The sequence below is a fragment of the Flavobacterium sp. genome (assembly GCF_031363805.1).
Lineage (GTDB): Bacteria > Bacteroidota > Bacteroidia > Flavobacteriales > Flavobacteriaceae > Flavobacterium.
In genome coordinates, this window is sequence record NZ_JANLVD010000104.1 from 1 (window position 1) to 23,668 (window position 23,668).

At 30.0% G+C, this 23,668-nt stretch carries 21 protein-coding genes and 2 pseudogenes; 15 read left to right on the plus strand and 8 right to left on the minus strand.

The features are described 5' to 3' along the window. Positions 1-1,850 (minus strand): molecular chaperone HtpG (gene htpG, locus RMN92_RS06200; RefSeq protein WP_309608598.1); only part of this gene is annotated, 1,850 nt, incomplete at its 3' end. Positions 1,851-2,017: 167 nt separating this feature from the next. On the opposite strand from htpG, the gene RMN92_RS06205 reads away from it, so the two are divergent. The 7 genes and pseudogenes from RMN92_RS06205 to RMN92_RS06235 all read left to right on the plus strand — a co-directional run. Then, entirely contained in the window at positions 2,018-2,491 is a 474-nt protein-coding gene (locus RMN92_RS06205) for a lipocalin family protein (protein WP_309608599.1), read from the plus strand. Positions 2,492-2,506: 15 nt separating this feature from the next. Further along, entirely contained in the window at positions 2,507-3,202 is a 696-nt protein-coding gene (locus RMN92_RS06210; RefSeq protein WP_309608600.1) for an OmpA family protein, read from the plus strand. A 149-nt stretch (positions 3,203-3,351) separates the two neighbouring features. Then, positions 3,352-4,023, plus strand: a complete 672-nt coding sequence (locus tag RMN92_RS06215; protein WP_309608601.1) for a TetR family transcriptional regulator C-terminal domain-containing protein — start codon at positions 3,352-3,354, stop codon at positions 4,021-4,023. Positions 4,024-4,043: 20 nt separating this feature from the next. Beyond that, positions 4,044-5,354 (plus strand): AarF/UbiB family protein, encoded by a 1,311-nt coding sequence (locus RMN92_RS06220; RefSeq protein WP_309608602.1) that lies wholly within the window; start codon positions 4,044-4,046, stop codon positions 5,352-5,354. Between the two features lie 288 nt (positions 5,355-5,642). Continuing rightward, positions 5,643-7,124: a PAS domain-containing sensor histidine kinase gene (locus RMN92_RS06225; RefSeq protein WP_309608603.1), complete on the plus strand. Its 1,482-nt coding sequence runs from the start codon at positions 5,643-5,645 to the stop codon at positions 7,122-7,124. Between the two features lie 73 nt (positions 7,125-7,197). Further along, positions 7,198-7,380: pseudogene (locus RMN92_RS06230) on the plus strand (ATP-binding cassette domain-containing protein); the annotation flags it as partial. A 34-nt stretch (positions 7,381-7,414) separates the two neighbouring features. Next, positions 7,415-7,558 (plus strand): annotated as a pseudogene (locus RMN92_RS06235) (AarF/ABC1/UbiB kinase family protein); the annotation flags it as partial. A gap of 278 nt (positions 7,559-7,836) precedes the next feature. On the opposite strand, the gene RMN92_RS06240 reads toward RMN92_RS06235, so the two are convergent. Further along, positions 7,837-8,082, minus strand: coding sequence for a helix-turn-helix domain-containing protein (locus tag RMN92_RS06240; protein WP_309608605.1), 246 nt, complete (start codon positions 8,080-8,082; stop codon positions 7,837-7,839). Between the two features lie 237 nt (positions 8,083-8,319). On the opposite strand from RMN92_RS06240, the gene RMN92_RS06245 reads away from it, so the two are divergent. From RMN92_RS06245 to RMN92_RS06260, 4 genes are all read left to right on the plus strand, one after another. Next, positions 8,320-8,499, plus strand: a complete 180-nt coding sequence (locus RMN92_RS06245) for a hypothetical protein (RefSeq protein ID WP_309608606.1) — start codon at positions 8,320-8,322, stop codon at positions 8,497-8,499. A 54-nt stretch (positions 8,500-8,553) separates the two neighbouring features. Continuing rightward, positions 8,554-9,585: a TolC family protein gene (locus RMN92_RS06250; RefSeq protein ID WP_309608607.1), complete on the plus strand. Its 1,032-nt coding sequence runs from the start codon at positions 8,554-8,556 to the stop codon at positions 9,583-9,585. 49 nt (positions 9,586-9,634) lie between these two features. Next, positions 9,635-10,441: a hypothetical protein gene (locus RMN92_RS06255; RefSeq protein WP_309608608.1), complete on the plus strand. Its 807-nt coding sequence runs from the start codon at positions 9,635-9,637 to the stop codon at positions 10,439-10,441. A gap of 1,022 nt (positions 10,442-11,463) precedes the next feature. Continuing rightward, positions 11,464-12,408, plus strand: coding sequence for an ABC transporter ATP-binding protein (locus RMN92_RS06260; RefSeq protein ID WP_309608609.1), 945 nt, complete (start codon positions 11,464-11,466; stop codon positions 12,406-12,408). A gap of 21 nt (positions 12,409-12,429) precedes the next feature. On the opposite strand, the gene RMN92_RS06265 is transcribed toward RMN92_RS06260, so the two are convergent. The 3 genes from RMN92_RS06265 to RMN92_RS06275 are packed head-to-tail and all read right to left on the minus strand — an operon-like array spanning position 12,430 to position 15,231. Further along, positions 12,430-13,632 carry an anhydro-N-acetylmuramic acid kinase gene (locus RMN92_RS06265; protein ID WP_309608610.1) on the minus strand — a complete coding sequence of 401 codons (1,203 nt, stop codon included), beginning with the start codon at positions 13,630-13,632 and terminating at the stop codon, positions 12,430-12,432. A gap of 20 nt (positions 13,633-13,652) precedes the next feature. Next, the gene (locus RMN92_RS06270; RefSeq protein WP_309608611.1) at positions 13,653-14,441 is read right to left on the minus strand and encodes a PhzF family phenazine biosynthesis protein; all 789 of its coding nucleotides are present in this window, start codon (positions 14,439-14,441) and stop codon (positions 13,653-13,655) included. Between the two features lie 16 nt (positions 14,442-14,457). Next, positions 14,458-15,231: a sulfite exporter TauE/SafE family protein gene (locus tag RMN92_RS06275; protein ID WP_309608612.1), complete on the minus strand. Its 774-nt coding sequence runs from the start codon at positions 15,229-15,231 to the stop codon at positions 14,458-14,460. Positions 15,232-15,335: 104 nt separating this feature from the next. On the opposite strand from RMN92_RS06275, the gene RMN92_RS06280 reads away from it, so the two are divergent. Continuing rightward, positions 15,336-16,343 carry a beta-ketoacyl-ACP synthase III gene (locus RMN92_RS06280; protein WP_309608613.1) on the plus strand — a complete coding sequence of 336 codons (1,008 nt, stop codon included), beginning with the start codon at positions 15,336-15,338 and terminating at the stop codon, positions 16,341-16,343. 175 nt (positions 16,344-16,518) lie between these two features. Continuing rightward, the gene (gene argS / locus RMN92_RS06285) at positions 16,519-18,303 is read left to right on the plus strand and encodes an arginine--tRNA ligase (RefSeq protein WP_309608614.1); all 1,785 of its coding nucleotides are present in this window, start codon (positions 16,519-16,521) and stop codon (positions 18,301-18,303) included. A gap of 13 nt (positions 18,304-18,316) precedes the next feature. Here the strand turns inward: argS and RMN92_RS06290 are convergent, their stop codons facing one another. From RMN92_RS06290 to RMN92_RS06300, 3 genes are read right to left on the minus strand one after another with little or no spacing between them, the layout of a single operon-like run. Further along, positions 18,317-20,851: a TonB-dependent receptor gene (locus RMN92_RS06290; protein WP_309608615.1), complete on the minus strand. Its 2,535-nt coding sequence runs from the start codon at positions 20,849-20,851 to the stop codon at positions 18,317-18,319. Further along, complete coding sequence (locus RMN92_RS06295) at positions 20,838-21,752, minus strand: FecR family protein (protein WP_309608616.1); 915 nt, start codon at positions 21,750-21,752, stop codon at positions 20,838-20,840. The genes RMN92_RS06290 and RMN92_RS06295 overlap by 14 nt, the downstream gene beginning before the upstream one ends. A 45-nt stretch (positions 21,753-21,797) precedes the next feature. After that, on the minus strand, positions 21,798-22,319 hold the full coding sequence (locus tag RMN92_RS06300; protein WP_309608617.1) for a sigma-70 family RNA polymerase sigma factor: 522 nt from the start codon (positions 22,317-22,319) through the stop codon (positions 21,798-21,800). Positions 22,320-22,422: 103 nt separating this feature from the next. On the opposite strand from RMN92_RS06300, the gene RMN92_RS06305 reads away from it, so the two are divergent. Beyond that, on the plus strand, positions 22,423-23,460 hold the full coding sequence (locus RMN92_RS06305; protein ID WP_309608618.1) for a hypothetical protein: 1,038 nt from the start codon (positions 22,423-22,425) through the stop codon (positions 23,458-23,460). Between the two features lie 27 nt (positions 23,461-23,487). Next, positions 23,488-23,664, plus strand: a complete 177-nt coding sequence (locus RMN92_RS06310; RefSeq protein WP_309608619.1) for a hypothetical protein — start codon at positions 23,488-23,490, stop codon at positions 23,662-23,664. The last annotated feature ends 4 nt before the right edge of the window (positions 23,665-23,668 follow it).

Here is a 23,668-nt window from a genome sequence, read left to right on the forward strand (position 1 = left end):
CCTTTCAATAAATTTTGAGATAATTTTGCCAAATCCAAAGCTTGTTTCACCAAATTTTCTTGAGCAGATTTATCTTTATTATTCAAAATGGAAGTAGCCAATTCAGAATTGGTATTGACCACCAAATTATACATTTCTGGCATATTGCCCATTCCAAACATACCTCCACCGCCAGACTGGCTCATTTCTTTCATGCGTCGCATAAATTCTGGTTGTGTAATAATAAATGGCGAGGCATGACTATCCAAAGCTTCCAGTTGAACTGAATAAGCTTTTGGAATAAATAATTCTAATGAAGTTTTCAAACTTTCCTTTTCTTCATCAGATAATTTGGAAATGGCAGTTTCTTCTTTTTTAATTAAATTGTCAATATGATCTGAATCGACTCGAACGAAAGTTAAATCTTGATTGTCTCCTTCAATTTTTTGAATCAAATGAGAAATAATTGGAGAATCCAATAGTAAAACTTCATACCCTTTTTCTTTCGCCGTTTCAATGTATGAATGCTGCGCATCTTTGTTTCCAGCATATAAAACAACCAACTTCCCATCTTTATTGGTTTGGTTTTCTTTTAAATTTTCTTTGATTTCATCCAAAGTCAAATATTTACCATCGACAGTTGGATACAAAACAAAAGTTCCTGCTTTTTCATAAAACTTATCTTCAGAAAGCATTCCGTATTCTAAAACGATTTTGATATCGTTCCATTTTTTCTCGAAATCTTCACGATTTTCAGTGAATAATGCTTTTAATTTATCGGCAACTTTACGGGTAATGTAGTTTGATATTTTCTTCACTGCACCATCGGCTTGCAAGCCAGAGCGTGAAACATTCAATGGAATATCTGGCGAATCAACTACACCTCGCAGCATCATTAAAAATTCAGGTACAATTCCTTCCACATTATCAGTTACATATACTTGATTTTGGTATAATTGAATCTTATCTTTCTGAATTTGCATATCGGTACCCAATTTTGGGAAATACAATATTCCAGTCAAATTGAAAGGATAATCCACGTTCAAATGAATGTTGAACAATGGCTCTTCAAATTGCATTGGATACAATTCTCTGTAAAAATTTTTATAATCTTCATCAGAAAGTTCGGTTGGCTGTTTTGTCCAAGCTGGATTTGGATTGTTGATTATATTGTCAACTTCTACTTCTGTAAAAATATTGTCTTTGTCTTCTGGAGCAACTTCTTCTCCTTTTTTCTGCTCAATTTTTTCAGTTTTAGTTCCAAATTTAATTGGAATAGGCATAAACTTATTGTACTTATTTAGCAAACCTGAAATTTTTGAATCTTCCAAAAATTCTAGAGAATCCTCAGCAATATGCAAAATAATTTCAGTTCCACGAGAAGTTTTGTCTGCTGGTTCCAGCGTAAATTCTGGACTTCCATCGCATGTCCAGTGTGCAGCTGGTTCATCTTTATATGACTTGGTAATAATTTCAACTTTTTCAGCCACCATAAAAGCGGAATAAAATCCTAAACCAAAATGACCAATAATTCCTGAATCTTTGGCAGAATCTTTATACTTATCTAAAAATTCTTCAGCACCAGAAAATGCCACTTGATTGATGTATTTTTCAACTTCATCGGCTGTCATTCCCAAACCTTGATCGATAATATGAATTTTTTTGGCTTCCTTATCAATTTTAATTTCAATAATAGGATTGCCATATTCAACTTTCGTTTCACCAATACTAGTCAAGTGTTTTAATTTTAGCGTAGCGTCAGTTCCATTTGAAATTAATTCTCTTAAAAAAATTTCATGGTCACTGTATAAGAATTTTTTGATTAATGGAAATATATTTTCTACCGAAACATTGATTTTTCCTGTTGTCATACTTTAAAGTTTTTAATTTAAATATATCTTTTCAAATAAAGTACCAAATTTTGGAATGATGACAAAATGTCGGATTATGAATAATTATAAAACAAAATAATTTAATTTTGAAACAATTATAATTTTAACGTTTGTATATTTGTAGAAATAAAAAACAATTTTAGATTATGAAAAAAATAATTTTACTACTATCTATTTCTGTATTCATGTTTGGCTGTAAATCTCAGTCTGTTACCAATGCTAAAGTAGATAATAAAACAGAAAGAGTAATTAAAGGTAATTGGTCAATTAGTTCTGTAAGCTATCCAGGTTCAGAGTATATAAAAGTTAATTCTTTTGATATTGCAGATTCAAAATGCTTTGTTGGAAGCACTTGGAAATTTGTTTCTAACAACAACAAAGGGAGTATGGCATTGACCAATGCTTCATGTTCAACTTTTGTTTCAGATATTACTTGGTTTATTAATAAAGAAGGTCAATTTGTAATGAAAGTATTGTCTGCGGGCGAAAAAGCAAAGAAAGTAAGAGATGGTTATGTTTTAAATGTTGCCAATGTAACAGAAACTTCTTTTCAATTACTTGATAAAATCGATGTTGGAGGAAAAATGACAAATGTGACTTATCAATTTCAAAAAAACTAAACTAAAAACTTAAAGATGAAAAGAATTTCGATTATAACAGGAATAGTATTGGTATCACTAAGTACTATAATTACAAGTTGTGAGGCTGTAAAAAATACAAATAAAACGCAAAGAGGTGCTGGTATTGGAGCCGTAGGAGGAGCAATTATTGGTGGTGTTTTAGGTAATAATGTAGGGAAAGGTGGAAATGGAGCACTTGGAGCAGTTCTTGGTGGCGTCATTGGCGGTGTAGCTGGTGGTGCAATTGGCAATAAAATGGACAAACAAGCTAGAGAAATTAGCACAAGTATTCCTGGAGCAAAAGTAGAAAGAGTAGGAGAAGGTATCAAATTAACGTTAGGCGAAAATTCTGTTCGTTTTGATACAAATAAATCTACTTTAACTCCTACTGCTAAAGCAAATTTAGATAAATTAGTACCAGTTTTTAACGAATATCCGGATACAAACATTCAAATTTATGGTCACACAGATAGTGCTGGAGCAGATGATTATAATTTAAAATTATCAGCGCAAAGAGCCGCCTCTGTAAAAAGTTATTTGTCTGGAAAAGGTTTGTCTTCAAGTCGTTTTGTAACCACAGGTTTAGGAGAAGTAGAACCAATTGGATCTAATGAAACTGCCGATGGAAAATCTCAAAACCGACGTGTAGAATTTGCCATTACTGCAAACCAAAAAATGGTTGAAGATGCTAAAAAAGAAACTGGAAACTAAAATCTTTTTTTTATAATATTTAAAGCCATTTTGAAAGAAATGGCTTTTTTATTTTCATATATTTTGAAAGACAATTAACAAATTATTTTGTTTGATTATTATTCTTAATCGTTAAACAATTATTATCTTTACATAAAATTAAACATATTATGGCAACTGTAAAAAAAATAATTCCAGATAATATAATTATCGATGACAATTACATCATCAGTTTATACATGAATGATATTTTGGAAGACAATCATAACACTAAAAATGTTTATGTATTTTGTAAAAAAAATAATATTCAAGAATCAGATTTTTATTCTTTTTTTGGCTCATTGGACGCTGTTAAACAATCAATTTGGACAAAGTTTTTAGAAAACGCTATTGCAACACTTGAAAAAGATGTCAACTACGCCAATTATCCCGATAAAAATAAATTGCTTTCACTATATTTTACCTTATTTGAAATATTAACTCTTAACAGAAGTTATGTTGTATATTCATTAATGGAGAATAAACAAGGCATGAAAAATTTGAAAGATTTTAAACATTTTAGAAATCATTTTAAAAATTTCATCAAAGATATTATGGAAACAAGCACTTCAGAAAACAGCAGTAGAGTAGCGAAAGTAGCCCGACCTGTTTTTTCTGAAGGTGCTTGGATTCAGTTTTTATTTATATTGAAATTTTGGATAGACGATACTTCAAAATCATTTGAAAAAACAGATATTATTATTGAAAAATCTGTTAATACTGTTGTCGATTTATTAGACACAAAACCTTTGGAAAATTTATTTGATTTAGGAAAATTTCTTTGGAAAGAAAAAATGATGTAATATTTTTAAACACAATGCCAATGAAAACCCTAGATTCTATTCCTACCACAAAAATTGAACGTGCCAGTCAACTGCTTAGAACAGGTGTAAAAGTGGGCGGAAATTACATATCCTATTACAGTGAAAAAATTGTCAACCCTTCGCTTACTCGCGATAAATTAAACGAAAATAACGCCGAGGATATTTACGACGGACTCAAAAACCTGAAAGGAAGTGCTTTGAAAGTGGCCCAAATGTTGAGCATGGACAAAAGCATTATGCCACAGGCTTACGTTGATAAATTCTCGTTGTCTCAATTTTCTGTTCCAGCGTTATCAGCACCATTGGTTCGCAAAACTTTCAAAAAATACCTCGGAAAATTTCCCGAAGAAATATACGATACTTTTTCTCCCGATTCTGTAAATGCCGCCAGCATTGGTCAAGTACACATGGCTACTAAAGATGGCAAAAAATTGGCAATAAAAATTCAATATCCTGGAGTTGCAGATAGTATAAGTTCAGATTTGGCTCTGGTAAAACCTATTGCAACAAGAATGTTTAACTTGAAAGGGAAGGATTCAGAAAAATATTTTAAAGAAGTTGAAAATAAATTATTGGAAGAAACAGATTATGTTCTCGAATTAAAGCAAAGCGAAGAAATGTCCAACGCTTGCAAAAATATTGAAAATTTAAAATTTCCAAAATATTATCCAGAACTGTCATCAGAAAAAATTCTGACCATGGATTGGATGGAAGGCGAGCATCTATCTGAATTTACAGCACATAATAATGACAGAGAAAAAGGCGATATTTTGGGTCAAGCCTTGTGGAATTTCTACATGTTTCAAATGCACCATCTCAAAAAAGTGCATGCAGATCCGCACCCCGGAAATTTCCTGATAGATACAGATGTCAATTTAATTGCAATCGATTTTGGCTGTATCAAAGAAGTTCCCGAAGAATTTTATATTCCTTATTTCGAATTGGCAAATCCAGAAATCATAAATAATCCAATGCTTTTTGATAAAAAAATGTATGAATTAGAAATTTTACGCCAAGACGATTCTCCTGCAGAATTGACTTATTTTAAAGATGTTTTCTATAGATTACTCAGTTTATTTACAAAGCCATTTCATGGTGATTATTTCGATTTCTCTGATGATAAATTTTTTGGAGAAATTGCCACAATGGGAGAAGAATTTACCAAAGACACACAGCTTCGTAAAATGAATGGTAATCGAGGATCCAAACATTTTTTATATATTAATAGAACGTTTTTTGGACTTTATAATTTGCTCCACGATTTGAAAGCTAGAGTAAATACTGAAGATTACAAAAAATATATGCCGTAATTTTGTTTTTTATGTTTGTTTAGAGAAGCACGATTGGTCAACAATCGTGTTTTTTTTTAATTTAATTTGTCTCATTTTAATAAATAAATGCATTTTGTCGTCTTTTTAGTGCAATTTGTCGAAAAAATGTATAATTTTATTCTCAATTTATTTTGATAATTTTTAATTAATGTTATTGTTATATAATATTGTATTTTGTTAAATTTTTAACATTTGTTAAATTTGAATTATGCCTTTTATATTTATTATCTTTAATTATTAATTTTTAAATATTTGAATTTGAGTATTATGAGCAATATTGAAAACGATTATTTAAGGAAAATCATAGGCAAACAAACAAATGTACTTTTTCAGTTTGCTTTGTCATCAGAAAATGCTATCGAATTTAATTATTTGGATGGTGCTGTTTTTGATATATTTGAGCTCTCAGTTCAAGAAATTAAAATGAATCCTAAGCTTGTTATTGTGGATTTTTTGCATCCAGACGATTCCATTCATTTCAAAAATTCAATTTTCAGAGCTTATAATCAGTTGGGGAAATTTGAAATTGACTATAGAATAATTCTTCCTTCTCAAAAAATAAAATGGCTAAGAGTTTCTGCTGTAACAGAAAAATCAAATGTAGATGGAGTTATTTTTTATGGAACAATATCAGACATTTCTTCAATAAAAGAAAAAGAAGAAGACTTTAAAATTTTTGAGGCAAGAAGCCAATTTGCCAATTTAGCTTCAGGAATAGGAGTTTGGGACTGGGATATGGTAACTAATAAAGTTTTTTATTCTAATCAATCATTAAAAATTCTAGAATTAGAAGATAGCGATTTTGATTTAATTGATAATCCAGAAAGATGGGATAATCTTGTTCATCCAGACGATCGTGAAAGCTATTTTAGTAATATAAATTTGCATTTTGAAGGAAAAACACCTTATTATGAAACCTGCCACAGGATTTTATGCAATGGTAAATACAAATGGATATTGGATAGAGGGAAAGTAATCTCTCGTGATGCAAATGGTAAACCATTGCGAATTATAGGAACTCATACAGATGTTTCTGCACAAAAAGAAAAAGAAGAAAAATTGAAAGATACATTGCAATTAGTTAATGAACAAAAAAATAAGTTGCTCAACTTTGCGTATATTGTATCACATAATTTAAAAAATCACACTTCAAATTTAAGTTTATTGTTGCATACCTTTGATAATAATTTACTGACTATCAATGAACTAATGCCAAATATTAAAATTATTTCTAAAGAACTAGATTGTACAATAGAAAATTTAGTTGAGTTGGTGAGTATACAAAATAATTCAGAATATAAAAGTGAAAATTTAGTAGTTTCAAATTATTTAAGTACGGTTTTTAGAATATTAAGAGATCAGATTATTAAAAATAATATTTTGATAGTCAATACCGTTTCAAAAGATTTTAAAGTTAATTTTATTCCAGCTTATTTAGAAAGTATTCTTTTAAACTTAACCACTAATGCTATAAAATATTCAAGAAAATCTGAGCAATCTAAAATAGAATTTTATATAGAACACAAAGACGATTATAAAGTATTGTGTGTAAAAGATAATGGGTTGGGCATAGATCTTATAAAATACAAAGATTTAGTTTTTGGCATGTACAAAACGTTCCATAAACACCTAGATTCAACAGGAATAGGACTTCACATTACTAAAAATCAAATTGAATCAATGGGTGGTAAGATTGAAGTGGAAAGTAAGGTAAACGAAGGTTCCATTTTTAAAGTATATTTTAAATAAATTTAGTCTCATTTTTCGTAATAAATAGTAATGATTTTTTACAATCATCGTAACTTTGGTTGAAAATAATAAAATGCTTCGAGTACAAAACATTTCATTTGGATATGATTTCTTAAATCCAATTATACATAATATAAATTTCTCAGTAAATAAAGGCGACAACATTGCTATTATTGGCGAAAGTGGTTGTGGAAAAAGTACATTACTCAGGTTAATTTACGGATTGTATGATTTGAATGAAGGCAATATTTTTTGGAGAAATTGCCACAATGGGAGAAGAATTTGCCAAAGACACGCAACTTAGAAAAATGAATGGCAATCGAGGATCCAAACATTTTTTATATATTAATAGAACATTTTTTGGGCTTTATAATTTGCTCCATGACTTGAAAGCTAGAGTCAATACTCAAGATTACAAAAAATATATGCCATAATTTTGTTTTTGTTTTTATGTTTGTTTGATAAAAGCATGAATATTCAAATATTTGTGCTTTTATTTTTTTTGAGCCATTTCCAGCTTTCCACTACAAGTTTTTTATATAGTTTGTGTTTTTTTTAAACAAAAAAGGAGCTTCTTTTAGTCGCTCTTTTTTGTTTATAAAAACTACAACTATATTTCAAAAGCTTTTCGTTTCAATCTGGGCTAGGTACTTAAATTTTGAAAATCACTATTTTTAAATTCTCAAATAACAGAAAATTTAAAACTAAAAAATTAATCTTCTTTTTTAATTTTAAAGTCTGCCAGTAAATCTGTAACAGAAACTTCAAGCGCAAAAGCCAGTCTAATAAGAAGATTTACTGTTATCCCTTGCTCATTTCTTAATATTCTTCGTATAGTAGTTTCATTGCATTGAGATGCTCTTGCAAATGCAGATTTATTGCCATCAAACTTCACCATAAATAATTTATAAATTCTTTGAGCAAGTTCAATTTCTATTATTTCTAGTTGCTTTTGCATTAAACAAAGAAAAATAACTGTAATAGTAAATTTTTTAAATCCTCTAGACTTATAAGTCGAAATAAATTATATATTTGCTGAAAATTACTACCAAAATTATTGCTGTATTAACAAAATATATAATACTTTCACACAAATAATTATAATAATAAATTAGGGTTAGCTTTTGAAATGAGGATAAAAAATTTACTAATAATCATAATGATATTGACAACTATTTCTTTAAGTGCTCAAAAAATGCTAACCATTAAACAGGCAAATGAATTAGTTATGATTAATTCCAATGCAATAATGATTATTGAAAACGAGTTTAAAATTAGCAATATCGAATCTAGTTTTTATCGCATATCATTGCTACCTAAAGTTTCAACATCTATTTCTTTTCCATATCAAAGGTCAATTTCCGAAGTTTTATAATCAGATGGCAGCCAAAGATTCATTGAAAGAAATTTTTTAAACCCATCAATAAATTTGAATATTTCGCAAATTGTGCCTTTTACAGGAGGAAATTTTAGTGTAACGAGTTCATTAAATAATAATAGAGATTTTAATAACAGAACATCAAACTATTCCAGCAATTGGGCAAACATTTCATACCAGCAAACCATAAACGGATTTAATAGTTACAAATGGAACAGGCAAATAATGCCGTTAAATGAAAAAAGAGAAGCTGTAAATTTTATAAAAGAAAAAATAAAATTGAAGCATGAGGTTTCAAAACTGTATTCAGAAGTTCATGCTGTTCAGCTAAAAATACAATTGAATAAATTGAATATCGACAAAACTGAAATGTTTCTATTAGAGCTTGAAGAAAAATTTAAATTTGGTAGAATATTAAAACTAAATGTTGACCAAACGAAAATTACAGTAGAGCAACTTAAAAGGCAATTAGAAATTAATACACTAGAATATACAACTGGAATTAAGCGTCTAAAAAATATTTTAAATATTGAAAATGATGAAATATATGTATTGGAAGCAATTCAAGAAAATAATTATGAAATTGACAAAACAGCATTAAAAACAGCTATTATGACTAATGGTTTTGAATTGTCAAAAACGATAAAAATGATAGAGATAGAATCCAATATAGATAAAGTAAAAAAAGAAGGTGCTATTTCTTTAAATTTACAATTTGGAATGGGACTCAATTCTGCATCAAATAATTTTGATAATTTGTATGACAACCCTTCACAAAGTCAGTTTGTAACAATTGGAACCAAAATACCAATTTTAGATTGGGGCAAAGAAAAAAGTAATTATGCCATAGCAAAATATGGAGTACGAATTACAAGACCAAGAAAAAAAATAAGCGAGCAAATAGATGAATTATTAAATTATCACCTATCGCTGAAATCGCAAATAAGTTCCCTGATTATGCAGTCTAAATTGTCAAATAGTGTGGGCGAAATGCTTTTTGAACTCCTAAAATTAGGACGCAAAACCATAGCAGAATATAAAGTGCAACTCGTTGAAAATTTTAATTTAACAATTGAAGTTTGAATATTAAAAAATATTTACTAAGTTTGTAAATAACTTTAAATCAATCAAAATGAAAAAATTTCTAATTTTAATGACATTATTTATTGCAGTTGCCTGCTCTAAAACCGAAGACAATCAGTCTGAAATCGAAAATACTACATTGTTGAAAACAATGGTTGATGGAGATCAAACAATTAGTTTTTCTTACAATGGGTTTAAACTTGCTGAAATTACAAATGTTGGAGCAGCTACCAAACAAATATTTACTTACGAAGGAGATTTAATAACCGATATTAAAGATTTTAATATTGCTACTAATAAAACAGTAAATATTAAAAGTTATACTTACGAAAATAATAAGCTCAAAACATTTACCAACGATGAGGTTGGTCAGGATTTCATTACAAAATATACTTACACCAACGAACCAGACGGAACTGTTAGTTACATTAAAATTGAAATAAATAAAACAACACAAAACGAAGAGCTAAAAAGTTCAGGTGTTTTGACTTTTACCGGTGGAGTTTTAACGCAAGATGATACGCGTGAAATAAAATATCCAGCTTGTACTAACGTTTATTCTAGAGGGTATGTAAATGCATACGATGATAAAAATAGTTTTTTTAAAAACATTATTGGCTTAGACAAACTTTATGATGTAAAAAATATGTGCTGCAAACGTAACTTACTTAAAAATTATGAGTATGTCAGAACTGGTGCCAGAATTGGTGATGATCCAAATCATGTTCTAACCACTGAAAATGGGCAGCCAGAAACAAGAACATATTCTTACAACACCTCAAATTTCCCTACAGAATGTAATTTATATGAAGTAAACGGGGAACTTAAAAAAACTATAAAATATGTTTATGAATAGATAAAAATAGTTTCTTTAATTTAAATTAAAAATATCTTTCTTTTTGAAATGTTTTCAAAAAGAAAGATATTTTTTTTGTGTTGTTTGAAAAAACAATACTGCTAAAAGTAATCATAGTTATCTCGTCCCAAAATACGAAACTAAGACAACACAACGGATATGATTTCTATACTAATACAACAATGAATTTCATTGAGGCAAAAAGGTTCTTTTTCAAGAAATCTTTAGTATTTATCTTTTCATTTTTTTTTTAAACTTAAATAAATCTTGCCTCTTTGAAGAAGATAACAAAAACATTATTCTAGTTATTAATGTTTTTTTCTATTGGATTTCTATTCAATTTTTAAGAAGTTTTTCTTCAATTAAGACTTTTTGTTTTTGTTTCGAATTCATAAGAAAAACCTATTTTTTTTCCACCAAATAGCCCGTCAAGCAATTTTCCAGTGCTGTCACATCTACTTGTGTAATTCCATACTTGACAAATTCTGCAATGTTTCATTCCATAAAAGCAATTTTCTCATTTGTTTTAGTAACTAAAGCAGCATGAGAAAAATTGAATACTCTTACCACTTCTTTCTTTTTCATATTTATGTTAATTTAGTTAGTATCAAATAAAAACAATTTTATCATATTAATCAATAGAAACTGCAAAATAGTGTTAAGATAATTATTACAATATTTAAAAAACTTGTAAGAAGTAACAAATCATCGTTAGAAGTACTATGGCTACAATCCGAACATGACTTTCTACCATCAGAAAACTTTGAGTAGACATACTATGTCTGTTTGACGAAGTCCGAAAAAAGTTTGACGAATTCCGAAGCATTTTTAAAGGAGTCAGAAGTATCTTTGATGGAGTCCGAAGACCTTTTGACGGCTGAAAAGACTTGAAATTGATCGTTTGTTAAATTTTATAGCATTTTTTAATGTTTCATAATTTAAACTGAAAAGCATATTTCTCCACCCAAATATGCTTTTATTTTTATATAAAGTTTGTAATTTTACAAACCTAAACCAAAAGTATGCTTCAAGTTCAAAATATCTCGTTCGGCTATACAGAAAAACAAATTATTCATACTATAAGTTTCAATGTAAAAAAAGGCGATAATGTAGCCATACTAGGTGAAAGTGGTTGTGGGAAAAGCACGCTTTTAAAATTGATTTATGGTTTGTGCGATGCAGACGAAGGACAAATTTTTTGGAACGATAAAGAAATTAAAGGGCCAAAATTCAACATAATTCCTGGCATGCCTTTTATGAAATATTTGGCGCAAGATTTCGACTTGATGCCATATATTACAGTAGCTGAAAATATAGGAAAGTATTTATCTAACACCAATTTTAACCAAAAACAAGAACGAATTCAAGAATTGCTTGAAATAGTTGAAATGATAGATTATGCAAACGTAAAAGCCAAATTTTTAAGCGGTGGTCAGCAGCAACGAGTAGCCATAGCAAGGGTTCTGGCTCTAGAGCCTGAAATTTTATTATTTGATGAACCGTTTACTCACATTGATAATTTCCGGAAAAATGCACTCCGAAGAAATCTTTTTGCCTATTTAAAAAACAAACAAATAACTTGCTTGGTAGCCACCCACGATTGTATTGATGCGCTGTCGTATTCAGATGAAACTATAGTTATTTATAATGGAAAAATGATAGACAGTGGAAATTCTCATGAGGTTTATAATAATCCTGCCAATAAATATGTTGCATCGCTTTTTGGTGAAGTCAATGAACTTAAATTGTCACAATTTACTTTAGTTGACAATGAGGATGAAACTATTTTATTGTATCCACACCAACTTAAAGTTTCCGAAAATGGTCTGCTAGAAGTTCATGTTCGGAAATCTTATTTTAGAGGAAACAATTACTTGGTAAAAGCGGTTTACGAAAAACAAGTTGTTTTTTTTGAACATCATTCGCATTTGGATTTTAATGAAAAAGTAAATTTGACAATGTCATGATTAAACAATAGAATGTATCAATTAGCTAGGAAAAGAAATTTTCCCCATACATACAGATGGAATTCCTTTTCTAGTACCAAAATCGGATTTCCCGCCACAAATTGTTTCATTGGCCAAAATTGCAAATAATACTGCTTCTTTCGCATCACCAGAAATACCTAAATCATCAGTTTTTTGAAAATCAAAAGGCAGTAATTCTCTGAGCCAATTTACCAATAAAGGATTGTGAACTCCACCACCCGACATGTAAATAGTAAAGTTTTCATCTCTGGCATTTCCTATCGCGTTTTGTATGGCTTCAGCTATAGTTTCGGCACTAAATCTGGTTAATGTTGCTAATAAATCATTGACTGAAATGTTTTCAGTTTCACTTGAAATTTGGGCTTTTTTCACATAATCGATACCAAATAATTCTGGACCAGTAGTTTTCGGAAATGGTTTCTTGAAAAAATCATTCGATTTTAAAGCTTTGAGAAATTGTTGATTTACTGTTCCTTTTTTTGCTATTTCAGCATTATTATCAAATGATTTTTCTGGGAAATACAATCGAGTAAAAGCATCAATCAAAGTGTTTCCTGTACCGGTATCGGTTACAAAAACAGCTTCTGGATTCATGGATGATGGCAAGAAAGTGAAATTTGCAATGCCACCCATATTGAGCATAATTCTATTTTCTCCTTTTTTACCAAAGATAAAATAATCACCATATACAGCTAGTGGTGCACCTTCGCCTCCAGCAGCAATGTGTTTTTGTCTAAAATCTGAAATGGTAATAATACCAGTTTTTACGGCAATATGATCACCATCGCCAATTTGCAAAGTTGCATTTGGAAATTTTTCTTGATTGTGCAAAATTTTAGGAGCGTGCATCACCGTTTGTCCGTGCGAAGCAATTAAATCAACTTCATTTGTGTGAATGTTCCATTTTTTGAGACATTGTAAAACCATGTCGGCTTGCAATAAACCAATCCATTCATTCAATAATGCCAAATGCCTGAAATCGATAGTTTCTTTGGCGAAAACTTTCCTGATTTCTGTTTTAATATCTTCAGAATAATCTACGGTATCAAATTGTAATAAGTTGACCTTTGTATTTTCACCTGAATCCTGAATTTCACAAAGCGCTACATCTAGTCCATCCAATGAAGTGCCAGACATTAAACCAATAATTTTCCGTGAAAATTTTTGTGCTATTTGGTAAAGTGATTGTATGTTTTGATTCATTTTTTTGTTTTAAACATTTATTATTCGATCCAAATTTTTCCAATTGAATAAGTTTTGGCTTTCCCTTTTATGATAACTCTTTCATTTTTATGGATGCAATATAATTCGCCTCCTCTACTTGAAATTTGCCTAGCAAATAATTCTTCTTTTTGCAATCTTTTACTCCAAAATGGGATCAGTGAACAATGTGCAGAACCCGTAACAGGATCTTCCAAAATAGAAGCTTGAGGTGTAAAAAATCTAGAAACAAAATCACAATTGTCACCCTTTGAAGTTACAATGACGCCACCAGTATTTAAATTCATCCGATCAAAAAAATTTCTATCGATAGTGATGTTTTTTATATCTTCTTCACTTTCATAAACCAAAACATAATCTCTAGATTTATATATTTCCTGAGGCTGGATATTAAGTGATAACTTTATATTTTCTGGTAGTGTTGATAATACAGGTTCTCTCGAAGGAAAATCCAAGCAGTACAAATCGTTTTCAATTGTTACAATTAAATCACCACTTAAAGTATCGAAAACCATACGATCATTCGGAAAATTAAGTATCGTTTTTATAGCATGGGCTGTAGCTAGTGTTGCATGTCCGCATAGATCCATTTCAATTTCTGGTGTAAACCATCGTAAATGAAATTTATCATCATTAGAAACAAAAAAAGCAGTTTCAGCAACCGCATTTTCTTGTGCTATTTTCATCAATAATTCATCTGATAACCATTTTTTGAGAGGCACAACGCAAGCAGAATTGCCACTAAATATTTTATCTGTAAAAGCATCAATCTGATATATTGGAAGTGACATTTTTCTAATTTTTAATTTATATGATTCCAAAAATAAGCAATCCGCCAAAAACAAATAGTAAAACAGCCACTATATTTTGAATAGTGGTAATTGTAATTTTTTGCAATAATTTATTTCCGAAATAAACACCTAAAAAAGCTGAAACTGTCGCTGATATTATCAAACTATAATTTAAAATGGTGCCTTTGTATATTATTTCTGGAATATAAATACTCAATCTAGAAATATCAACTAAGCAAGCTATACAAACACCAGTTGCAATAAAAACTTCTTTTGGCAAATGCGCTTTAATCAGAAAAGCACTTCTTAAAGCACCTTGATGACCAGACAATCCTCCAAAAAAACCACTTAAAGCACCACCAACTGACAAATATTTTTGATTAAATTCCAAGTTTTTGAATCTTGGAATAAATTCTATCAATGAAAATACAATTAATAAAACCCCAATAATTATTTTGATGAGCATAACTTGAAAAGTTTTTCCTGAAAAACTATATTCAAATATGGGTTGCATAGAAGATAATAACTTTAAAATATAAGCACCCAAAAAAGCAAAAATAATGGCAGGAATTCCGAATTTTAAAACCACATTTTTGTCTATCTGTTTTCCAAAAAATAGAAGTTTTATAATATTATTAGAAAAGTGTACTATGGAAGTCATAATAATGGCCACTTCAATAGGAAAAAACAAAGCAAAAACAGGCAACAATAAAGTGCCCAATCCAAAACCTGAAAACAGAGTTAGCGCAGAACCCAGCAAAGCAACAATACATATTATAAAGTAGTCCATGATTTTTTTTATTTATACAAATTAAGTAAAACTTACTAATTAAAATTGCCTAATTTTACAATAAGTGTAATTTTGCAATTCGCTTTTTAATAAAAATATAAAATATGTATCATTCAAAAATATCGGGACTTGGGTTTTACGTTCCAGAAAATGTAGTGAGTAACGATGATTTGTCTAAACTTATCGATACAAATGATGAATGGATTCAAGAAAGAACAGGAATTCAAAACCGTAGACACATTATTCGTGGCGAAGATACCACAACTACAATGGGTGTGAAAGCCGCTAAAATTGCTATTGAACGTTCTGGTATTGCCAAGGAAGACATAGATTTTATAGTTTTTGCTACATTAAGTCCAGATTATTATTTTCCTGGACCAGGGGTTTTGGTACAGCGCGATTTGGGTTTAGGAACTATTGGTGCGCTTGACGTGAGAAATCAGTGTTCAGGTTTTGTATATGCTATTTCTGTAGCTGACCAATATATAAAAACTGGAATGTACAAAAATGTTTTAGTCATTGGCTCTGAAGTACATTCTACAGGATTGGATATGACCAGTCGAGGACGTGGCGTTTCTGTTATTTTTGGCGATGGAGCTGGAGCTGCGATTTTGAGTCGCGAGGAAGATTTGACCAAAGGAATTCTGTCCACACATTTGCATTCTGAAGGACAACATGCGGAAGAATTAATTGTGAAAGCACCAGGAATGGGCGCCAGATGGGTTACAGATATTATAAAAGACAATGATCCAAACGATGAAAGCTATTTTCCATATATGAACGGACAATTTGTATTCAAAAATGCTGTTGTTCGTTTCAGCGAAGTTATTATGGAAGGTTTGCAAGCCAATAATTTGCAAGTTTCAGATATTGATATGCTTATTCCACACCAAGCCAATTTGAGAATTTCGCAATTTATCCAGCAAAAATTTAAATTGACAGACGACCAAGTATATAATAATATTATGGATTATGGCAATACAACAGCTGCCTCGATTCCAATTGCACTCACCGAAGCTTGGGAAAAAGGGAAAATAAAATCTGGAGATACAGTTGTATTGGCTGCTTTTGGAAGCGGATTTACTTGGGGAAGTGTGATTATAAAATGGTAATTGTTCGTATTTTCGATTGCTCGATGATTCGATTATTAGTATTTTCGATGTTTCGAAACATCAACTATTATAAAATAATTGAAAATACCGATCATCAAATAATCGAATCATCGAACAATCGAATCATCAAAAAATCGCATAAAAACAGTATCTTTGCGACTTTAAAATTATAAAAATGACACTTCAAGAAATTCTTATTCCGAGTATAAAAACAGCCATTCAACAACTATTCGATGTGTCTATCGAGAAAATTGAATTTCAGCAAACACGGAAAGAATTTGAAGGAGATATTACAATGGTAATTTTCCCATTGTTAAAAGTTATCAAAGGAAATCCAGCGGATTTAGGAAACAAAATCGGCAGTTATCTAGTAGAAAATGTTTCAGAAATTACTTCTTTTAATGTAGTTTCAGGATTTTTGAATATTGTAATTTCAGATGCATATTACATCAATTTTTTCAATACAATTAAAGAAGATGCGAGATTTGGTTTTATAACTCCAAACCAGAATGAGAAAGCGATTATAGTTGAATATTCTTCGCCAAATACAAACAAACCACTTCATTTGGGTCATGTTCGAAACATTTTATTAGGCTATTCAGTTGCTGAAATTATCAAAGCATCGGGCAAAAAATCTTATAAAACTCAAATTATAAACGATCGTGGTATTCATATTTGTAAATCCATGTTGGCTTGGCAGAAATTTGGAAATGGAGAAACTCCAACTTCATCAGGTTTAAAAGGAGATAAGTTGGTTGGAAAGTATTATGTGGAGTTTGATAAAACATACAAAGCTGAAATCAACAAATTAATATCAGAAGGTAAAACGGAAGACGAAGCTAAAAAAGTGGCTCCCATTATTATAGAAGCCCAACAAATGCTACTCGATTGGGAAGCTGGAAAACCTGAAGTAATTGCACTTTGGAAAACCATGAACAAATGGGTTTACAGTGGTTTCGAACAAACATATCAAAGTTTAGGTGTCAATTTTGATTCCTATTATTATGAAAGTAATACCTATTTATTAGGTAAAGAAGTCGTGCGAATTGGACTTGACAAAGGTGTTTTTGAAAAAGATCCAGATGGTTCTGTTTGGATAGATTTGACAGAAGATGGATTAGATAGAAAAATTGTCCTCCGTTCCGATGGAACCGCCGTATATATGACTCAAGATATTGGCACTGCCATTCAGCGAGTTAAAGACTTTCCAGATGTTGGCGGCATGGTTTATACCGTAGGAAATGAGCAAGATTACCATTTTAAAGTATTGTTTTTAATTCTTAAAAAACTAGGATTCGATTGGGCCTCAAGTTTATATCATTTGTCATACGGTATGGTCGAATTGCCATCTGGAAAAATGAAATCTCGTGAAGGAACCGTTGTCGATGCCGATGATTTAATACAAGAAATGACCGAAACTGCCCAAAAATTGGCTGAAGATTTAGGCAAACTGGAAGGCTATTCAAATGCTGAAAAAGCAACTTTATACAATACAATAGGTCTTGGCGCACTTAAATATTACATGCTAAAAGTAGATCCTAAAAAATCAATGTTGTTCAATCCAGAAGAATCTGTTGATTTTGCTGGAAATACTGGTCCTTTTATTCAATATACCTATGCCAGAATTCAATCTATTTTGCGAAAAGCAAATTTTGATACTTCTGTCACATTGAGCGCAGTAGAAATGTCTTTGCATGAAAAAGAAAAGGAACTTATCAAACAAATTGTACTTTATCCAGAAATAATCCAAAGTGCTGCAGAACATCACAGTCCAGCTTTATTGGCCAATTATACTTATGATTTGGTCAAAGAATATAATTCGTTTTACCAAACAGTTTCTATTTTGGGCGAAGAAAATCATGATAAAAAGGTGTTTCGCGTTCAGCTTTCTAAAAAAGTGGCAGACACCATTAAATCTAGTTTCAAACTTTTAGGCATTCAAGTTCCTGAACGAATGTAGGTTGTTAATCTATTTAGAATAAAAATTTTACATTCAAATTCGGAGTTGCTTCCAAGGAATAAGTATCCACACTTTCGATAGAATTATCTGTTGAATTTATTCTGTAAAAACGATTAATGGTATTTTTTTTGTTTAAAATATTTAAAACAGAAAAACTCCCTACCATTTTTGTTCTTTCAGTGAGTTCCCAATCCTTTGATGCAGAAAAATTGAGCTGGAAATAATTTGGTAAAGTGCTATTGTTGGGCGAGTTATAATTTATTTTTGGATTGCTAAAATCGCTTACCATCAATTCATTGTTCAAAGGCGTTGTTATAGGTTTTCCAGAATGCCACTTGCTTCCCAAAGTCATTTTCCAAGTTTCAGATTCATAAACTGCGGCGCAAGAAACTGTGTGAATAATTTCATAATTATTTGGAAAAACGCTGCTCGATAGCGAATCAAAATTATATTTATTAGTATTGAAACTGTAATTTACCCAAGAATAAAATTTTCCAAAACTTTTTTGAACCAATATTTCTGAACCCAAAACACGATAGTTTCCAGTCGATTTTTCAAATTCAAATTGATTTTGAAATCCTTGGCTACCACTCGTAATTCCTTTTATTTTTTTGTAAAAATTATCTAAAGTAAATAACCAACTATTATTCTTGAAAGTAAATCCTACTGAAATTTGACTGCTTTTTTGAATTGGAATTGAAGTATTATTGGAAAGTGTCCATCTTCGTTTTTCGATGCCTAAAAAATCTTGTTGCAAATCGATGACTTGTGAGATGGATTGACTTTTTAATTCGCCTAGAATTTCTAAATTTAAATTTTCTAAAATATTTTGATTCAAAACCAATCGTGGCTCAATTAATATTTTTTTGAATTTTTCAAAATAATTCGTTCTAATTCCAGTTTTCAAATACGTTTTTTTTGATTCAGATTTAAAACCAATCTCACCAACAATCGCGTGACTTCGTATGACTTCTTTAACTATTCTGGAAAAAATTGGATTATTAATTTCATCTAAATTTGTAACACCAATTTCATCAAACTGATAGCCATTTTTGAAAGTTAAATTCTCTGAAATTTGATGTGTATTTTGAATTTTAAATCCCATATCCAGCACATTATTCTGTTGAATCAAAGTTCTATTATTTAAAATTGATTCATTTTTAGCATCTAAATTATAATTGGATACATAGAAATTAATTTCACTTTCATTTTTTTTATCCCAAATGGTTTCCCATGTAATATTTCCACCAAAATTTGACTGACTTAAATTATTGTTATTATTTTCTGAAGTTGGAATTTGATTGATGTCAAGTTGATTTTGAATAGATATTCCATCAATTATTAACTTATGGTTTTTACCTATTTGGTGTTCATATTGAAGTGAAAAATCATAAAAATAAAAATTTTCTTTTGTATCAAAATTTTGTGTCTGATTGTTTTTTTGATTGGTAACAATGGTATTTTGAAATATTCTATTTCTGTAATTTCTGTAGGTTGGCGAAGTCAAAAAATCTGTAAATGATCTTCTTGCAGAAATTTCAACATTGGCTTTTTCCGACACATTAAATTTTGAATATAATTCCGCACTAATTAAATTTAAACCAATGCTACTATGGTTTATTTCGGTATTTTTTGAATGAGATGACATGTCAACCAAACTGGAAACACTTTCGCCATAAAAAGCTGAGGTTCCGTTTTTTGTTATAGAAATTGTATGAGATAACGATGGATTAAAAGCCGAAATAAGCCCAAAAAAATGTCCTGTTTGAAACATTCTGATGCCATTCCACAAAAATAAATTTTGATCGTTTGTCCCACCACGAACATTGATATTTGATACCGTTTCGTCAACACTTAAAATACCTGGAATTTGTTGCATGGTTTGCAAAATATCAGGCTCTATCAATCCAGAAAGAATTCCAAATTTTTTTGGTTTGATAATTATGGTTGCATCATTTTTTATTAATATTCCAGTTGTCAGATAGCGTTGGGTTACCACTTCATCTAACGTGAAAATTATTGAATTTAAGTTGATATTCGCACAGTTCAAATTGTATAAATCTTTAGAAGAAATAGTTTTGGGCTCATAGCCAAAATGCTTAATTTGAATGTCATTCGAAGATATAGAAGGCAATTCGAAGTAGCCTTTTTCATTTGAAGTGGTTGAAATATTTGTATTTAAAATATACAAATAGGCATTTTCAACTGGTATATTGTTTTTTGAATCAAAAAGATAGCCGCAGTTTGGCTTATTAAACTTCTTATTGTTATTGTAAATGGTGTAATATTTCTGATCTATAATCTTAAATTCAAGACTAGTTTCTTGCTTTATGTAATCAATTTTGGCTTGCAATGAAAGCTCGTTTTTTGGAGGAGCTATATTATAAACGGCAATTTCATCATCAATATAATTGAATTGTATTTTGTGGTCTTGACTAATTTGGGTAAGGATAGTTTTTAAAGATGTATTTTTTTTACCTTCTTGCGCAGTGACAAAAAGAAAAGAAAAAATAAATAAAATTAAAAAAACTATTCTATTTTTTGACATTTAAAGGTTCTAAAATAAATTTGTTGTCACTTACTTTTTTATGTTGCAAATGATAAGTCACATCTATAATTTCCAAGGCTGATTCTAGATTATTTGACGGAATTGTTCCAGTAAATAATAGATTTTCAGCAGTATTTTTTAATATAATTTCGATGTTGTATTGTCTGTTTATTTCTTTAATAATGGTATTCAGATTTTCCTTATCAAAAGTAATTTCATTATTAATCCATTTTGGTTGAGTAAATTCTGTATTCGGAATAATAATTTTTTTATTATTTTCAAAAGCAACACGCATTCCTTTGGTAATTATTATTTCAGTATTGTTGTAATTTACCCTTACTCTGCCTTCATAGCAAGTAACATCAAATCTACTTTCTCTTGATTTTACATTAAATTGAGTGCCTAGAATAGTTACTTTTCCTAGTGGTGTTGCTACTTCAAATGTTTTACCTTTTGTCACTTTAAAATAAGCTTCGCCGTTAAGATTTAATTTTCTATTATTGTCCCAATTCCATTTTTTATACACTATTTCCGAACCAGAATTTAAAACTACTTCAGAATTATCTGGCAACTCGAATGACTTTTTTTGACCATTTTGAGCAATTTCTGTGGCTGTTACATTTGTTTTTAAAACAAAAGTTAAGGACAATAACAACACTATGCAAGCTGCCATTCTAAAAACCCATGTTTTGTATAACGGAATAATTTTTGTTTTTTCTTTTGGAGCAACTAAAACTTCAGCCAACATTTTGTCTTGGTCAAAAGAATTGGTTTCAAGTTGACTTGAATATTTTTTGATTTTTTCAAATACGACATAGTGATCGCTTGCTTTGAATTGTGATAATTCCGCCTCGTTCATGCTGTTGTCAAGCCATTTGGTCAATTTGTAATCTTCGTCCATAATTTCATCAAATATAACAATAAAACAAATGGAATTGATTTTACCCTACTTAAAATCTCGAAATTCTTTTCTTAATTCTAATAATGCTAGGTGTATACGCTTTTCGACTGCTTTTACACTAATATTTAATTCTTCGGCTATAACGGCATATTTTTTTCCGTCAATTCTGTGCATTAAAAAAGCCACACGCTGCGTTTCGTTCAAATTTTGAATAGATTTTAAAAGTTTGTCTTTAAATTGTGTTTCTTCCAACAAAAATTCAGGATTTTCATTCGTTCTATCGCTAAAGGAGTTGCTTTTTTCGAATGAGAGCACCACTTTTTGATGCGCTATTACATTTAATGAAGTATTGTTGGCAATTGTATAAAGGTAGGATTTGGCTTTTTCAAAAGGGACATCTGCACAATTTTGCCACAATTTTATAAAGGCTTCTTGCGCTATATCTTCGGCTTGTTCTTGATTTCCAAATTTATACAAAAGATAATTTCGTAAAGCTTTGGCATTACTTTTAAAAAAATCTGAAAAAACATTTTCTTTGCAAATGTTCGAATTAGATGTGTCTCCCATTGATTAAAAATATGCGCATCACAAATATAAATAAATTTCAATAAAAAAGGTAGGGTAATTTTGAATTGACCTGTTTTATTATAACAATTGAAATTTTACATTTATGAAAACGATAAAATATTTACTGCAAATTTTTATTATAATTTCTTTTATTGGTTGTCAAAGCGATAAAGTTGAAGTTAAGGAAAATACTACTGGTGTTCAAAATATGGTGTCAAATTCACCTTTTTCTAATTTGGTTTTAAGAGTAGCGCAGAATCCAACTTCTCATGATAATATTATTGATGGTTCAAGTTGTTTTAGTGTACAATTGCCTGTCACAGTTATTGTAAATAGTCAGCAAATAACTGTTGCATCACAATCTCAATACCAACTTGTTCTCACCGCAATGAATGCTTTTTCAAATGATGATGATTTGGTTAATTTTATTTATCCAATTACTATTAAATTTAAAAATTTCTCAACAAGAGTAGTTTCAAATTCAAACCAATTGGATGATATTTTAGAGGATTGCGATGAAGATAATGATTTGGATGAAATTGACTGTTTGGCAATAAAATATCCTATAACTATGAATATTTATAATACCAACAATCAAATTGCAAGTACTGTTTCCATACAAAATAATATTCAGTTATTTTCCTTTATAATTAATATGACTGGCAATATTGTTGCGGCAATTAATTATCCTATTTCGGTAATAAATTCTTCCGGGCAATCCATTACTATTAATAACAATACAGAATTGCAAAACATAATACTTGCATCTGCAGATGATTGTGATGATGATAATATTGGTGGAAATGGAAATCCCGCTTTTATCTCGATTATTTGCTCAGGAAGTTGGAAAGTTTCTTATTTTTTGAATAGTAATAATGACCAAACTTTAAACTACACTGGTTATAATTTCGTATTTAATGCAAACAAAGCTTGTGTAGCTGTAAAAAATGCTGTAAGTACAAATGGAAAATGGTCAAACTCTATAAGTAGCGGAAAATCAAAATTTAAATTAAAATTTGATGGATCGAACCTTGATGAACTCGGAAAAAAATGGCAAGTAACAGAATTTACCAATACACTTATCAAACTTAAAAGTGATGATAAGAAAAATGATAAATTTTTATACTTCACCAAAAATTAGCCTAATTATTTTTTAAAAATTATTTTTATGCAACATTTAATCTCAAACAACGAAAATTCTCATACTTCCAAAAACAGAAGTGAAAATATTTTTATACTAGAAGAACAACCAAAGTTTTCTATAATTTGGATTTATTTACTTAGTCAAACCTTGATTTGGGTAGGAATAGCAACAATTATTTTTACGCTGGCGATAGCGTTGTAAAGTT